13 protein-coding genes are annotated in these 14,201 nt (G+C 68.5%); 7 read left to right on the top strand and 6 right to left on the bottom strand.

Translation table 11 applies throughout. The features are described 5' to 3' along the window. The first annotated feature begins 83 nt into the window (after positions 1–83). Complete coding sequence (locus tag ACJ8AT_RS08800; RefSeq protein WP_407737196.1) at positions 84–680, top strand: DUF2378 family protein; 597 nt, start codon at positions 84–86, stop codon at positions 678–680. Between the two features lie 17 nt (positions 681–697). Here the strand turns inward: ACJ8AT_RS08800 and ACJ8AT_RS08795 are convergent, their stop codons facing one another. After that, positions 698–1,480 carry a TatD family hydrolase gene (locus ACJ8AT_RS08795; RefSeq protein WP_407737195.1) on the bottom strand — a complete coding sequence of 261 codons (783 nt, stop codon included), beginning with the start codon at positions 1,478–1,480 and terminating at the stop codon, positions 698–700. Positions 1,481–1,825: 345 nt separating this feature from the next. On the opposite strand from ACJ8AT_RS08795, the gene ACJ8AT_RS08790 reads away from it, so the two are divergent. The 6 genes from ACJ8AT_RS08790 (at position 1,826) to ACJ8AT_RS08765 (ending at position 11,373) form a co-directional block, all read left to right on the top strand. After that, on the top strand, positions 1,826–2,026 hold the full coding sequence (locus ACJ8AT_RS08790; protein WP_407737194.1) for a hypothetical protein: 201 nt from the start codon (positions 1,826–1,828) through the stop codon (positions 2,024–2,026). A 33-nt stretch (positions 2,027–2,059) separates the two neighbouring features. Continuing rightward, positions 2,060–3,448, top strand: a complete 1,389-nt coding sequence (glmU, locus tag ACJ8AT_RS08785; RefSeq protein ID WP_407737193.1) for a bifunctional UDP-N-acetylglucosamine diphosphorylase/glucosamine-1-phosphate N-acetyltransferase GlmU — start codon at positions 2,060–2,062, stop codon at positions 3,446–3,448. A 156-nt stretch (positions 3,449–3,604) separates the two neighbouring features. After that, positions 3,605–5,440 (top strand): glutamine--fructose-6-phosphate transaminase (isomerizing), encoded by a 1,836-nt coding sequence (gene glmS, locus ACJ8AT_RS08780; RefSeq protein ID WP_407737192.1) that lies wholly within the window; start codon positions 3,605–3,607, stop codon positions 5,438–5,440. Between the two features lie 237 nt (positions 5,441–5,677). Further along, complete coding sequence (locus tag ACJ8AT_RS08775; RefSeq protein WP_407737191.1) at positions 5,678–8,263, top strand: aminotransferase class I/II-fold pyridoxal phosphate-dependent enzyme; 2,586 nt, start codon at positions 5,678–5,680, stop codon at positions 8,261–8,263. A 74-nt stretch (positions 8,264–8,337) separates the two neighbouring features. Continuing rightward, positions 8,338–10,338, top strand: coding sequence for a PAS domain S-box protein (locus ACJ8AT_RS08770; protein ID WP_407737190.1), 2,001 nt, complete (start codon positions 8,338–8,340; stop codon positions 10,336–10,338). A 30-nt stretch (positions 10,339–10,368) separates the two neighbouring features. Next, positions 10,369–11,373 (top strand): NADP-dependent oxidoreductase, encoded by a 1,005-nt coding sequence (locus ACJ8AT_RS08765; RefSeq protein ID WP_407737189.1) that lies wholly within the window; start codon positions 10,369–10,371, stop codon positions 11,371–11,373. 21 nt (positions 11,374–11,394) lie between these two features. On the opposite strand, the gene ACJ8AT_RS08760 is transcribed toward ACJ8AT_RS08765, so the two are convergent. Genes ACJ8AT_RS08760 through ACJ8AT_RS08740 form a run of 5 tightly spaced genes read right to left on the bottom strand, consistent with a single transcriptional unit; the run spans position 11,395 to position 14,181 of the window. Beyond that, positions 11,395–12,330, bottom strand: a complete 936-nt coding sequence (locus ACJ8AT_RS08760; RefSeq protein ID WP_407737188.1) for a serine/threonine-protein kinase — start codon at positions 12,328–12,330, stop codon at positions 11,395–11,397. A 48-nt stretch (positions 12,331–12,378) separates the two neighbouring features. Then, positions 12,379–12,645, bottom strand: a complete 267-nt coding sequence (locus tag ACJ8AT_RS08755; protein WP_407737187.1) for a hypothetical protein — start codon at positions 12,643–12,645, stop codon at positions 12,379–12,381. Next, entirely contained in the window at positions 12,642–13,142 is a 501-nt protein-coding gene (locus ACJ8AT_RS08750; RefSeq protein WP_407737186.1) for a DUF3106 domain-containing protein, read from the bottom strand. Before ACJ8AT_RS08750 ends, ACJ8AT_RS08755 begins: the two co-directional genes overlap by 4 nt. Beyond that, a complete protein-coding gene (locus ACJ8AT_RS08745; protein WP_407737185.1) occupies positions 13,142–13,612 on the bottom strand; it encodes an anti-sigma factor family protein in 471 nt (156 codons plus the stop codon). Before ACJ8AT_RS08745 ends, ACJ8AT_RS08750 begins: the two co-directional genes overlap by 1 nt. Continuing rightward, the gene (locus tag ACJ8AT_RS08740; RefSeq protein ID WP_407737184.1) at positions 13,609–14,181 is read right to left on the bottom strand and encodes an RNA polymerase sigma factor; all 573 of its coding nucleotides are present in this window, start codon (positions 14,179–14,181) and stop codon (positions 13,609–13,611) included. Before ACJ8AT_RS08740 ends, ACJ8AT_RS08745 begins: the two co-directional genes overlap by 4 nt. Between the last annotated feature and the right edge of the window lie 20 nt (positions 14,182–14,201).

The raw sequence follows: 14,201 nt of genomic DNA, 5'->3' as shown, positions 1-14,201 counted from the left end.
ACGGCAATCGAGCGCCAACCCGGCTCGTATGTCCTGGCGCCGCTGATGACGGGCGCGGCCGGCGCCCTCGACGGGGAGCCATCATGTTGGTGGAGACGAGCCGGGAGTTCGGACGCGAGCCAGTGGTGTTCGGACACGCGCTGGAGACGCTGGTCGCGGAGGCGGAGGTGGTCGCGCCTCACATGCTCGGTACCTTGGAGCGGCTGGAGCTGGGCCCGTCGTATCCCCTCGAGGTGGCCTACCCGTGCGAGGTGTGGGCGGAGGCGCTCGATATCCTCGTGCGAGCGCTCTCGGCGGACGTGGGCTCGGCCCGGGCGGAGTTCCTGTTGGGCCAGCGCTACGGTGAGCGGGCGCTGCGCTCGCGGATCGGCTCGGCGATGAACGCGCATGCCCGGGTGGTCGGCCCGGAGCGGACGTTGCGGCGCACGGCGCGCAACCTGCGGACGAACAACAACTTCACCGACGCCACGGTGCGAGCGCTGCCCGGCGGCAACGGCTGGGAGCTCATCACTCGCCCGCTCCCGGAGTTCGCCACGTCGAAGTGGCTCCGGATGGATCCGCCGCACTTCCTCCGGGGTGTGCTCACCCGCTCGTTCGAGGCGGCGTGGGGCGGAGCCCACATGGAGCTGGTGGACCACGACGAGACGCGCGGCTCCTCCACCTTCCACGTGTTCTTCTGAGCCCGGGTGCCTGAGCCTCAGTCCGCGATCTGGAAGAAGCGCTCGGCGTTCTCGTAGGCCACGCGCCGCACGATTCGATCCGACAGGTTCGCCTTGGCCAGCAGCCGGGCCAGCCGAGCCAGCCCGAGGATGTCTCCCGCCCCATCGCCCGCGTCGGAGTTGAGCACCAGCCGCTCACTGCCCAGCTTGCGCACCAGCGCCACCGCCCGCTCGGCCTTCAGCGCCTCGGGGTGCAGCGTCAGCCCAGCCCAGTGTCCGCAGCCCAGGATCGTCCCCACCGTCCTCCCCGTGGCGTGGTCCACCAGCACCCGCGAGGCCACCACCCCCGAGCCCCGCAGCAGCGTGAGCAGCCGCCGGGTATGGCGCTCCTTGTCCTGCGTGGGCGTGTGCACCACCACTCGCAGCTTCAGCCGCCGCGCCAGCGCGAGCTGCTCCAAGAAGGCCTCTTCCTCCTCCTCGCCACCCGCATGCAGCCCCGTCTCTCCCAGCGCCACCACGCGCCCGCCGTGGAAGTAATCCGGCAGCCGGGAGAGCACCTCGGACAGCCCCCGCCGAGGGATGCAGCGCGGGTGCACCCCGAGCGCCGCATACGCTCGGATGCCCAGCCGCTCCAGCCTCGGGAGCTGCCGGCCCACCAGATCATCGAAGTGGTTCAGCAGCGCCTTGGAGGTGGGCTCCGCGAAGTGGTGCGCCACCACCAGCACCCGCTCCACTCCGAAGAAGCGCATCGACTCGAGGTCCTGATCACTCAGGGCCTCGGGGTGCAGGTGCGCGTCGAACAGGGGAGGCAGCTCGGCCAAGGGGACTCTCGGACAGCGGAGGACTGCCTTCTATAACCTGACTCCGCGCTGTTCTCAGGAGCGCGCAACGGCAGCCCGAGCCTCGAGGGTTCGTTGGTGCACGACGGCCCCCCGCACCCCTGTCGCTTTCCCGAAACTCATAGGGCCCGTAACCGTGGCCAGTGGACCGTGTCCTCTTTCCCTCTTGAATCGCGGATCGCTTTGAGGTTCTTAGGCGCCGTCTTTGGGGGGGATGTGGTTCATCAGGATCCCCGACCCTGCCGCCGTGCGGAGCTGAACTCGCACCCGGTAGGGTATTCCAGCATGGTTTCAGAATTTAACTTGTGCGACTGTAAGAATCCGTACATGATGGAAAAAGCCATGAGTCGCCAACCGGGGGCTGTCTTGAGCACCACCGCGAAGCCCATGCAGCAACCACCTCCTGCGCAACCGGAGGTGAAAGTGTTCTTCAAGCCGCGCTTCGGCATCCGTGCCGAGAGTGGAGGCCTCTCCGTGGATGTCAGCGCGCTACCACGCAAGGATGGGGACGGCCCGAAGCGCGGTTGACGATCCCACCGCAGGTCCCTATTTCTCCGCCGCATGTCCTCTCCCCTCGCGGCGGTGGTGTTGTGTGCCGGCAAGGGCACCCGGATGAAGTCGGAGAAGGCCAAGGTCCTTCACCCCATCCTGGGACGCCCCCTTTGTGCATATCCCTTGAAGCGCGCGCTCGAGCTGGGCGCCTCTCCGTTGGTGCCGGTGGTGGGCCACCAGGCCGCTGAGGTGGAGAAGGCCATCCGCGCGCAGTTCCCCTCGGCCTCGCTGCGCTTCGCGCTCCAGAAGGAGCAGCGCGGCACCGCGGACGCGGTCCGCTCGGCGGAAGAGGCGCTCAAGGATTTCTCCGGGCGCGTGCTCATCCTCTATGGCGATGTGCCGCTCTTGCGCCGCGAGACGCTGGAGGCCCTGGTCTCCGCGCACGAGGCCGGCAAGGCCACCCTGTCCATGGTGTCCACCATGCTGGAGGACCCCACGGGCTACGGCCGCGTCATCCGCGAGGGTGGCAAGGTGGCGCGCATCGTCGAGCACAAGGACTGCACCCCGGAGCAGCGCAAGGTGCGCGAGTGCAACGCCGGCATCTACCTGGTGGAGTCCTCGTTCCTGTGGCGGGCGCTGGCGGAGATCCGGCCGCAGAACGCCCAGGGCGAGTACTACCTGACGGATCTCGTCGAGATGGCGGCGCGGCTGGGGCCGGTGGCCTCGGTGGAGGCGGACGCCACGGAGACCGCGGGCGTGAATGATCGCGTGGAGCTGGCGGCGCGCGCCCGGGTGATGCAGCAGCGCATCAACGAGCGCCACATGCGCGCCGGCGTCACCTTCACGGATCCTTCCAGCACCTTCATCGAGGATGACGTCACCATCGGCCCCGACACGGAGCTCGGCCCGCAGGTGTCGCTGGCGGCCGGCACGGTGGTGGGGCGCAACGTCACCATCGGCCAGGGCAGCGTGCTCACGGCCTCCACCGTTGCGGAGGGCACCTCCATCAAGCCCTACTCGGTCTTCGAGGAGGCCAAGGTGGGCGAGCGGTGCATCATTGGCCCGTTTGCTCGCCTGCGGCCGGGCACCGAGCTGGCCGAGGAGGTGCATCTGGGCAACTTCGTGGAGACGAAGAAGGCCCGGATCGGCAAGGGCTCCAAGGCCAACCACCTGTCGTACCTCGGGGACGCGAAGATCGGCTCCGGGGTGAACGTCGGCGCGGGCACCATCACCTGCAACTATGACGGAGTGAACAAGCACGTCACCGAGTTGGGCGATGGCGTCTTCATCGGCTCGGACACACAACTGGTGGCGCCGGTGAGCGTAGGCGACGGCGCCTATGTCGGTGCGGGGACAACCGTGACGAAAAATGTTCCGCCGGGGAGTCTTGCCGTGTCCAGGGTGCCGCAGATGATCAAGGAAGGCTGGGTGGCTCGCAAGAAGGCCAGGCGAGGCTAACCCCTTGAAGATCGGGCGGTTTCCGAGAACCGCCCCCGCCGCGATACGATGGCGCGGCTCTTGCTCAGTGAGAAAACCAGAAGACAGCTAGACAGAGTGGCTCGGGAATCCCGCGGAGAACTCCGGCGGGCAAGGGCGTGAGAGAGAGGTCTGATCATGTGCGGGATTGTTGGTTACGTCGGTGACAAGGAGTCTGCTCCCATTCTGGTGTCCGGTCTGAAGAAGCTGGAGTACCGGGGCTATGACTCGGCGGGTGTGGCGGTGGTCAGCCGCAACCAGCTCAACGTGGTGCGCGCCACCGGCAAGCTGAAGAACCTGGAGAATCGCGTGTCCCAGGAGGTGCCCAAGGGCACCATCGGCATCGGCCACACGCGGTGGGCCACCCACGGCCGGCCCTCGGACGAGAACGCCCACCCGCACTCGTACAAGGGCGTGGCGGTGGTGCACAACGGCATCATCGAGAACCACCTGTCGCTCAAGGAGGAGCTGCGCGCCAAGGGCCACGTCTTCTCCTCGGAGACGGACACCGAGGTGTTCGCGCACCTGATCTCCGACGAGCTGGAGCGCGGCGTGGATCTGGTGGACGCCGTGCGCCTGGCCATCAAGCAGGTGAAGGGCACCTACGCGCTGGCGGTGGTGTGCTCCTCGGATCCCCACCGTATCGTCGCCACCAAGGACTCCTCGCCCATGGTGCTGGGCCTGGGTGAGGGGCAGAACTTCGTGGCCAGTGACGTGCCGGCGCTGCTGGAGCACACCCGCGACTTCGTCTACATGGAGGAGGGGGATCTCGCGGTCGTCACCGCCCAGCGCATCGACATCTTCAACCGCCAGGGCCAGCTGGTGAACCGGCCCACCCGCCGCATCGACTGGACGCCGATGATGGCCGAGAAGGGTGGCCACAAGCACTTCATGCACAAGGAGATCTGGGAGCAGCCCCGCGCCGTGGCGGACACGCTGCGCGGCCGGATGCTCCTGTCCGAGGGCGACATCCACTTCGAGGGCTGGAACCTCTCGCCGGAGAAGGTGCGCGCGCTCACCAAGGTGACCATCCTCGCGTGCGGCACCTCGTGGCACTCGGGCATCGCCGGCAAGCACATGATCGAGACGCTGGCGCGCATCCCCGTCGAGGTGGAGCTGGCCAGTGAGTTCCGCTACCGCGATCCCATCGTCGACTCCTCGCACCTGGCCATCGCCATCAGCCAGTCGGGCGAGACGGCGGACACGCTGGCGGCCTTCAAGGAGGCCAAGGCCCGCGGCGCCACGTCCATGGCCCTCTGCAATGTGATGGGCAGCGCGATGACGCGCGAGGCGGACTTCTCGGTGCTCACCAACGCCGGCCCGGAGATCGGCGTGGCGTCCACCAAGGCGTTCACCACGCAGCTGGTGGGCCTCTACATGCTGGCCGTGAAGCTGGGCCGCATGCGCGGCACCCTCAGCGTCAAGCAGGCCCAGGAGCACCTGACGCACCTCACCGAGATCCCCAAGATGATCGAGGACGTGCTCAAGTGCGAGGCCTCCGTGAAGCGCGTGGCCCGCGAGTTCATGAACTCGCAGGACTTCCTCTTCCTCGGCCGCGGGCCCATGCACCCGGTGGCGCTCGAGGGCGCGCTGAAGCTCAAGGAGATCTCCTACATCCACGCCGAGGGCTACGCCGGCGGCGAGATGAAGCACGGCCCCATCGCCCTCATCGACGAGAAGATGCCGGTGGTAGTGATTGCTCCCAAGCAGCCGCACGTGGCCTACGAGAAGATCATCGGCAACATCGAGGAGGTGCGCGCCCGCGGCGGCAAGGTGATCGCCATCATCGACGAGGATGACGCGCACGTGGCCTCGCTGGCCGACCACGTCATCCGGATTCCGCCGGCCTGCGCGCTGCTGGCGCCGGTGGTGGCCACCATCCCGCTGCAGCTGCTCGCCTACCACGTGGCCGAGATGCGCGGGAACGACGTGGATCAGCCCCGCAACCTCGCCAAGAGCGTGACTGTCGAGTAGCCCCTCCGCCTCCCATGGGCGGATGACCGAAGCCCGGGTACCTCCTTCGTGGGAGGTGCTCGGGCTTTGTCGCTTTCAGGCCTACAGTGCACACTCAAACTGCCCTGGAGGGCAACCTGACAGGTATTGCCCTGATGGAAATTCTACGCTACCTGTGGAATCTCATGACGTGCAGGGGCCTTGCGACTCACCGTGGGGCACACCCTCTCCCTCAGCACGTACATCCAGAGGCATTCCATGGAAGCATCGGAGCGCAGTGCCACGGTGGACTCCATCCATCAGGAGGCCATCCAGCACGGGATCTACTTCCTCAACCCGGATGATCAGGCGCTGAACGGGCGCACCTTCAACCTGAACGGCCAGGAGCTGTTGTCCTTCGCCTCGTGCTCGTACCTGGGGCTGGAGCACCACCCCCAGCTCGTCGAGGGCGTCATCCGCGCGGTGCGGCGCTACGGCACCCAGTTCTCGGCCACGCGCGGCTTCGTCTCGGCCCCGCCGTACCCGGAGCTGGAGGCGTTGATCTCCGAGATGCTCGGAGGCCACGCGCTGGTCTGCTCGAGCACGTCGCTGGGGCACCAGTCCGCGCTGGGAGTGCTGGCCACCGAGAAGGACGCCATCGTCCTGGATCACCAGGCGCACTACAGCATTCAGCAGGCGGCGCAGCTGTCGCGCACCTCCGGGTGCCAGGTGGAGATCGTCAAGCACGGCGAGCTGGAGCGCGCGCTGGAGGTCATCCAGCGGCTCGCGGCGGTGCGCAAGACGGTGTGGTTCGCCGTGGATGGCGTCTACAGCATGTATGGGGACCTGGTGCCCGTGGAGCTGCTCCGGGAGGCGCTGAAGATCGCCCCCAACGTGCGGCTGTACGTGGATGACGCGCACGGCTTGAGCTGGGTGGGCAAGCACGGCCGGGGCAGCTTCCTGACCCGGTTTGGCTTCAACGAGCGGATTGTCCTGGCCACCTCGTTCGCCAAGGCCTTCGCGGCGGGCGGCGCGTGCCTGCTGTTCGCCAACGACAAGGAGCGCCAGTTCGTCCGCAAGACGGGCGGCCCGCTCTTCTTCTCCGGCCCCATGCAGCCGCCCATGCTGGGCGCGGCCATCGCCTCCGCGAAGCTGCACCTGTCGCCGGAGATCTACGAGCTGCAGGAGGTGCTGCAGGAGCGCGTCCGGCTGGCCAACCGGCTGATCCAGGAGGCGGGCCTGCCGCTGCTCGTGGAGAACGAGACGCCCATTCTTTTCTTGCGCCTGGGGCTGCCGCGGCTGGCCTTCAAGGTCGCTCGCCGGATGATGGACGAGGGCATCTACGTCACCCCGTCCGTGTACCCCACCGTGCCCATGCGCCGCGGGGGCATCCGCCTGTCGCTCACGGCCAACCACACCGCCGAGGACGTCACCCGCGTCATCCACCGCCTGGCCAAGCACATCCCCACCGTGCTCGCCGAGGAGGGGTGGAGCATGGACAACCTGGACGAGGAGTTCCGGCACGCGCTGCCGGGCAAGGCCCGGGTCGGCGGGCGGGGCCGTCCTCCGCTCCAGGAGCTGATCCAGCGGCTCATCGCCGAGCAGCAGCCCGAGCCCGTGGAGGCCACTTTCGCCGCTCCCTTGCCCGCCGTCCGGCGTCCCCTGGAGCCCGCGACGGAGCTCGTCGTCGAGCGCTACAGGTCCATCTGGCAGATCGACAAGGCGCTGTGGAACTCGATGCTGGGCACCGTGGGGTTCATCAGCTGGGACTCGCTGATGATGCAGGAGCAGGTCTTCACGGACACCGCCGAGCGTGAGCACTCCTGGGAGTTCCTCTACGTGCTGGTGAGAGATCCGTCTGGCCGGGTGCTGGCGGCGGCGCCCTTCACGGTGGCGCTGTGCAAGGACGACATGCTCATGCGCGAGGAGGTGTCCCAGGCCGTCGAGGAGCGGCGCAAGAGCGATCCCTACTTCCTGTCCTCCCGCGTGCTGCTGCTCGGCACCCTGGTCTCCGAGGGCAACCACCTGTACCTGGATCGCTCGGGGCCGTGGCGCGCCGCGCTCTCCCTCCTGATGGAGGCGGCGCGCGAGGAGTTCGATCGCGCCGGGTGCGCGGTGATGACGCTGCGGGACTTGTCCGCCGAGGATCCCGAGATGGACCAGGAGATGCTCCACCATGGGCTGGTCAAGGTGCCCATGCTCGACTCGCACCTGCTGAACATCTCCTGGTGGAACGAGGAGGAGTACCTGTCCAAGCTCACGCGCCGCAAGCGAGAGCACGTGCGCGAGCGCATCGAGCAGTCCCGCTTCTACGAGCGGCGGGTGCACGGCGTGGGGGTGGGCGAGGCGCTCACGCTCGAGGAGCTGGAGTACCTGCACTCGCTCTACCTCAACGTGGCCAAGAAGGCCCTGCGCTTCAACATCTATGATTTGCCCCTGCGCCTGCTGGCCGCCATGCATGAGACGCCAGCGTGGGAGCTGGTGACGCTCCGGTTGGATCCGGCCCACGGCGGCCCGGCGGATGGGCGCCCCGTGGCCTTCTACGCCGGCCACAAGCAGGGTGGGCACTACGGCGCCTTCCTGTGTGGTGTCGATTATGACTACGTGTATCAGCACGGCGCGTACCGCCAGGTGTTGTTTCAGATCGTCCGCCGCGCCATGGAGCTGGGCATGAAGACGGTTCACATGGGAATGACGGCAAACCTGGAAAAGCTCCGGTTCGGGACGGCGGTGCAGCGCACGTGCATCTACATGCAGGCGAGAGATCACTTCGGCGGAGCCCTGCTGCGGGAGATTGCGGCAGAGGCCAGCCTCGGCGGCGTCAAGGTGCCTACCGAGAGTCCGCTGATTGTACGTTCCGCTTAGGCGGATGGGTGGCAGCCACCACCTCCCGGCGCGTAGACTCAAGGGGGCTCTCCCCGTGTGGATCCGTGCTTCCCTTGAACGCTTCCAAGCTTGAACGCCCTCACTGGACCTTCTCCGCGAGCGATCTCGCGGAGAACTCGCCGCTGGCCATCATCGAGTGGAACGCCGAGTTCAAGGTCTCCCAGTGGAGCCAGCGCGCCGTGGAGCTCTTCGGATGGACGGAGGACGAGGTCCGCGGAAAGCGGCTGCAGGAGCTTGCCTTCATCCACCCGGAGGACGAGCCCCGCGTCCGCCAGAGCCTGAGCCGGTTCTCCGCGGGGGAGGTGCCCTGGCTGGTCCTCCAGTTCAGGAGCCACCGCAAGGACGGCTCGGTCGTCTACTGCATGTGGTACTGCACCTCGATCCGCGACGCCTCGGGGAGGCTGCTGTGCATCCTCACCCAGGCGCTGGATGTGACGGAGCGCGAGAGCGCGCTCGCCCGGCTGGAGGAGAGCGAGCGCCGCTTCAAGGCCACGTTCGAGCAGGCGGCCGTGGGCATCGCGCACGTCGCGACGGATGGGCGGATCCTGCGCGCCAACGCGAAGCTGTGTGAGATCTTCGGCTACTCGTTTCAAGAGCTGGTGAAGCGGAAGTTCGCGGACATCACCCACCCGGATGACATCCAGCGGGACTGGGATCTGGGCATGAGCGTCGTCGCGGGCATCATCTCCACGTACTCGCTGGAGAAGCGCTACGTGAAGGGCTCCGGCGAGCTGATCTGGTGCAACCTCACGGTGTCCCTGGTGCGCAAGCCGGACGGCACGCCGGACTATTTGATCGGCGTCGTGGAGGACATCTCCCGGCGCCACCGCGCCGAGCTGGAGCGCGACGCCCTGCTCGCGCGGGAGCAGCAGGCGCGCACGGAGGCGGAGGAGCTGGTGCAGCGGCGCTCGGCCGAGCTGGATGCGGCCCGCAGCGCGCTCATCCAGGCCGAGCGCCTGGCCACCGCGGGCCAGCTCGCGGCGGGCGTGGGCCACGAGATCAACAACCCGCTGTCCTATGTGCTGGCCAACCAGACCTACGCCGTGGAGGAGCTGGCCCGGGTGAAGGGGCCCACGCCGGGCGTGGATCTGCAGGAGGTCCAGAAGGCGCTGGTGCAGGCGCAGCTCGGGGCCGAGCGCATCCGCGACATCGTCCGGGACTTGCGCACCTTCGCCCGTGGCAACCCCGACACCATCGGGCCGGTGGACGTCAAGGCGACGCTGGAGTTCTCCATCTCCATGGCCACGCCGCAGCTGAGGCAGCGGGCCCAGCTGGTGCGCAAGTACGAGCCGGCCTCTCCGGCGCTGGGCAACGAGTCCCGGCTGGGGCAGGTGTTCCTCAACCTCCTGGTCAACGCGGCGCAGGCCATTCCCGAGGGCCGGGTGGCCCAGAACTCGGTGACGGTGGCCCTGCTCGAAGGCGAGCCGGGGTGGGTCACCGTCGAGGTGAGCGACACGGGCAGTGGGATCGCCGCCGAGCATCTGCCGCACATCTTCGAGCCGTTCTTCACCACCAAGCCGCTGGGAGTGGGCACGGGGCTGGGGCTCTCGGTGTGCCATGGAATCATCACCGGGCTGGGCGGGCAGATCGAGGTGGAGAGCACGCTGGGCCGGGGGACCACGTTCCGGGTCCGTCTGCCCACCGCGGCGATGTCGGCCCAGACCGAGGAAGAGGCTCAGGCGTCCGCGCCGCGGTCCCTCACCCCACGGCGGGTGCTCGTCATCGATGATGACCCCGAGGTGCGTCTGGCGCTGGCGCGCATCATCGGCTCGCCGCACCGGATCGAGCTGGCTGATACGGCGCGCGAGGCGCAGCAGCGGTTGCTGGATCCGAACCAGGACTACGACGTCATCTTCTGCGATCTGATGATGCCGGACCTCACTGGCATGGATCTGCACGACATCGTCGCGGCGAAGCGCCCGGAGCTGCTCGATCGCATGGTCTTCATGTCCGCGGGCGCCTTCACCCCGCGCGCCATCGCGTTCATCGAGCGCGGCACCCTGCGGCGCATCGACAAGCCGTTTGATCCGGCCAAGGTCCGCGCATTGCTATAGAACGCGAGGCTCTGGAGCGAGGAGAGCCTGATGCGCGCCTTTTTCATCCGTCGGTACGGTGGGCCCGAGCGGCTCGAGGAAGGGGAGCTGCCGCCTCCTCCGCTGGGGCCTCGGGATGTCCGCATCACCCTCCACGCGGCGAGCATCAACCCGGTGGACTGGAAGATCCGCGAGGGCAAGGCGCGCGCGCTGCTGCCCTATCGCTTCCCGCTCGTGCTCGGCAATGACGGCTCGGGCGTGGTGCGCGAGGTGGGCGCCGAGGTGAAGGCGTTCAAGCCTGGGGATGCGGTGTACACCCGGCTCGGGAAGGACCGGATTGGTGCCTTCGCGGAGGAGGTGGTGGCGGCCGAGGCGGTGGTGGCTCCCAAGCCGGCGCGCCTGTCTCACGTGGAGGCCGCCTCGCTGCCCCTGGTGGGGCTCACCGCGTGGCAGACACTCACGGAGGTGGCGCAGCTCAAGCCGGGGCAGACGGTGCTCGTCCACGCGGGCGCCGGGGGCGTAGGGAGCGCCGCCGTGCAGCTCGCCAGGCACCTCGGGGCGAAGGTGGTGGCCACCGCGAGCGCGAAGAACGCCGAGCTGGTGCGCGGGTTCGGCGCGGAGACGGTGGTGGACTACCACTCGCAGCGCTTCGAAGAGGTGGTGAGGGACGTGGATGCCGTCCTCGATGGGGTGGGGATGGACAACGTGCTGCGCAGCTTCCGGTGCGTCCGGCCGGGAGGGATCGTCATCTCCATCGCGGATGGGCCGGATGTGAAGTTCGCCCGCGAGTATGGAGTGAAGCCGCTGCTCTGGCCGGCGTTCTGGCTGCTGGGCGCGAAGCCGAACCGCGCGGCTCGACGCCACGGCGCCCGGTACCGCTACTGGTTCATGCGCGCGGATGGCGAGCAGCTCCGGCACCTCACCTCGCTGGTGGAGCAGGGCGTGCTCCGGCCTCACGTGGACAAGGTGTTCCCGTTCTCCCAGACGCGAGAGGCGCTGGCCTACGCCGAGAGTGGCAAGGCCCGCGGCAAGGTGGTGGTGCAGCAGGTGCCCTGAGCCTCGGGCCGGGCGCGGCGCTCACAGCCCGGCGTAGCTCAGGGTCTTCATCAGCCAGCTCTGCACGTTGTGGCGCGTGGGGCTGTGGCCGGAGTCCAGCGCCCAGGCCAGCAGCGCTCCGGCGAACGCTCCCGCCGTCTGGTAGCGGCTGTCCGGATCGGCCGCGAGCGCCTTGCGGATGATCTGCCCCAGCGCCGGATCCACCGAGTCCGGCAGGTTCACCCTGGCGGCACGGATGGCCTCCATCACCACCTGGGCGTCCGTCTCCTCGCGAAGGAAGGGGTGGGTGTCCACCAGCTCGAGCAGGACGATGCCCAGGGAGAAGAGATCCGACGCGGGCGTGAGCGTCTCTCCGCGCGTCTGCTCCGGCGAGAGGTAGTGCAGCTTCCCGGCGGCGATGCCGTCCTGGGGGCCGATGTCCACCCCGCGCGCCTTCGCCACCCCGAAGTCCCCGAGCTTCACGTCCGCGTCGCCCGAGAAGAAGATGTTGGAGGGGTTCACGTCTCCATGCACCAGCTCCAGCGGGCGCCCGCTGCGCGTGCGGGCCTGGTGGAAGTAGGCCAGCCCTCGCAGCACCTCGATGCAGACGTAGACCGCCGTGCCCAGCGGGATGCGCCGCTTCAGCGTCTCGTGGGCCTCCATCAGCCGCCGGAGATCCCCGCCGAGGAGGAACTCCATGGCGATGAAGGGACGCCCGAAGGCCTGCCCTGTCTCCAGCAGGCGCACGAGGTTGGGGTGATCCAACAACCCCATCAGGTCCGCCTCGTCCGCGAAGGCCTCGGGCGGGGCGTCCTTGCGCATCAGCTTGAGGGCCACCGGGAACTTGTCGCCCCGGAGCGGAAGGGCGTCCGCCAGGAAGACCTCGGCCATGCCGCCCGCACCCAGGTGCGAGCGGATGACGTAGCGGCCGAAGCGCCTCGAAGGCACTTCCACGGTCTTGGGCGCCCCGACTTCCAAGGACCCCAGTCTACGCCATGAATCGGGAAGGTGGGACCCCATCTCTCCTCATGGGTTGGGGGAGCCCTCGTCCTTGTCCTCCTTGGAGAGCTCCATCAGCATGTCGAGATCCTGGGCTGCTTCCATGCTCTCGAGCAGCTCGAGGTTCTCCACCACCTCTTTGTCCTCCGCGGAGAGCCTGGCGGCGTCCGGGCGAGGACGGGCGGGTTCGGTGTTTCGAGAGGGAGGGGGAGGCGCCTGGGTGCGATCCTCCGCCGCCGAGGCCGTCCCCGCCCAGAGGCCCGCTGCCAGCAGGATGAGCAGGGAGCGTCTCACCGGCGCCGCCTCTCGCGCATGCGCTCGCGCAGCTCCTGCCGCTGCTCGGGCGACATCTGCCGCCAGCGCCGCATGTTCTCCATCATCTGCTCGCGGCGCTCCGGGTGCGCGCGCATGTACTCGCGCATGCGCTTGCGCAGCTCCGCCTTGCGCTCTGGATCCAGGCTGCGGAACTCACGGAAGCGCTCTCGCAACAGCTGCCGCTCCTCGGGCGACAGCCGCTGGAAGTCGCGCATGTTGGCGCGCAGCCGCTCGCGCTCCTCGGGAGGCAGCCGCCGGAAGCGCTCCAGGTTGCCCCGGATGCGCTCCTGCTCCTCCTTGGGCAGCGCCTTGAACTCGCGCAGCTTCGCGCGCAGCGCCTCCTTCTGCTCGGGCGAGAGCTTCTCGAAGCGCTCGGCCGCCGACTGTCCCTGCTCGGCCTCTTGGGCCAGGGCCCGCGAGGGCGCTCCCAGCAGCAGCGCCACCACCGCGCCGATGATCGCCAGGTTGCGTCTCATCACTTCACCTCCAGCTCGTGGAGGTGCTCGATGACCTCCATGTCTTCGGCGCTGTCCAGGCCCACCACGTCGTAGTCCTCCACCAGCTCCAGGTTGGCCGCCAGCTCCAGCGTTCCCGCGTCCGTCACGTCCAGGCCCCGCGACTCGTGGCCGCTGTAGATGACGGCCAGCCCCACCGCCGCCACCATCCCCAGAGAGGGCATTAGCACCGAGGGCCGCAGCAGCGCCTTCAACCGCTCCCGGAGCGGAGGCGGCAGCGCGTCCACCTTCGCCAGCACCGCGCGGCGGGTGTCGGGCGAGGGCTTGAACTCGGGCAGCAGCGCCAGCTGGGACAGCGTGCGCCGCAGCAGCGCCTCCGTGCTCCGGCACTCCGCGCACGTTCCCAGGTGGGCCTCCACCTCCGTGCGGCGCGGGGCCGGTAGCTCCCCGTCGATGTACGCCGTCAGCTCTTCTTCGAACGCGCAGCTCATGCCCTGCTCCTCGCGGGCAGACCGCCCGCCTGCAACTCTTCGATCTTCCGCGCCACCGCGAGCGTGGCCCGGTGGATGAGGCTCTTCACCGCCGCCTCGCTGGCCTCCAGCGCGTCCGCGATGTCGCGGTACGCCATGCCCTCGAAGCGGCACATGGTGAAGGCCGCCCGCTCCCGCTCGCTCAACCCCTGGAGCGCCTCGCCTACGGCCCGCTCCAGCTCGCGCCCGGCCACGGCTTCATCCGGGCGCTCTCCTTCAGGTCCCGCTACGTCCACTCCGCTCTCTTCCTCTTCCGTGGGTGAGGTCGTCGTGTGCGTCACCCGATACTCCCCGCGTCGCACCTCGTTGAGGCAGTGGTTGGTGGCCACCCGGAACAGGAACGTCTTGAACTGGGCCGTCGGCTTGTAGGCCTTCGCGTTCCGGTAGAGCTTCACGAAGATGTCCTGCGTCAGCTCCTCCGCCCGGGCTTGATCTCCCACGAAGCGGAACGCGAACCGCGCCACGCTCGCGTGGTAGCGGTCGAACAGCAGGGCGAAGGCCTTCCGGTCGCCCGCCGCCACCCTCTGCATGATTTGTGCGTCCGATTCCG

Origin of the sequence: Hyalangium sp., assembly GCF_045802625.1 — a bacterium.
Taxonomy (GTDB): Bacteria; Myxococcota; Myxococcia; order Myxococcales; family Myxococcaceae; genus Hyalangium.
Note: the sequence above shows the minus strand (reverse complement) of the source record. Positions and strands in the feature narration are given on the sequence as shown.

Coding starts and splice junctions, on each gene's coding strand:
- ACJ8AT_RS08740 (WP_407737184.1), bottom strand. CDS start 14,181: ATGCAGAGGGTGGCGGCGGGCGACCGGAAGGCCTTCGCCCTGCTGTTC.
- ACJ8AT_RS08790 (WP_407737194.1), top strand. CDS start 1,826: ATGATGGAAAAAGCCATGAGTCGCCAACCGGGGGCTGTCTTGAGCACC.
- glmU (WP_407737193.1), top strand. CDS start 2,060: ATGTCCTCTCCCCTCGCGGCGGTGGTGTTGTGTGCCGGCAAGGGCACC.
- ACJ8AT_RS08800 (WP_407737196.1), top strand. CDS start 84: ATGTTGGTGGAGACGAGCCGGGAGTTCGGACGCGAGCCAGTGGTGTTC.
- ACJ8AT_RS08775 (WP_407737191.1), top strand. CDS start 5,678: ATGGAAGCATCGGAGCGCAGTGCCACGGTGGACTCCATCCATCAGGAG.
- ACJ8AT_RS08765 (WP_407737189.1), top strand. CDS start 10,369: ATGCGCGCCTTTTTCATCCGTCGGTACGGTGGGCCCGAGCGGCTCGAG.
- ACJ8AT_RS08745 (WP_407737185.1), bottom strand. CDS start 13,612: ATGAGCTGCGCGTTCGAAGAAGAGCTGACGGCGTACATCGACGGGGAG.
- ACJ8AT_RS08750 (WP_407737186.1), bottom strand. CDS start 13,142: ATGAGACGCAACCTGGCGATCATCGGCGCGGTGGTGGCGCTGCTGCTG.
- glmS (WP_407737192.1), top strand. CDS start 3,605: ATGTGCGGGATTGTTGGTTACGTCGGTGACAAGGAGTCTGCTCCCATT.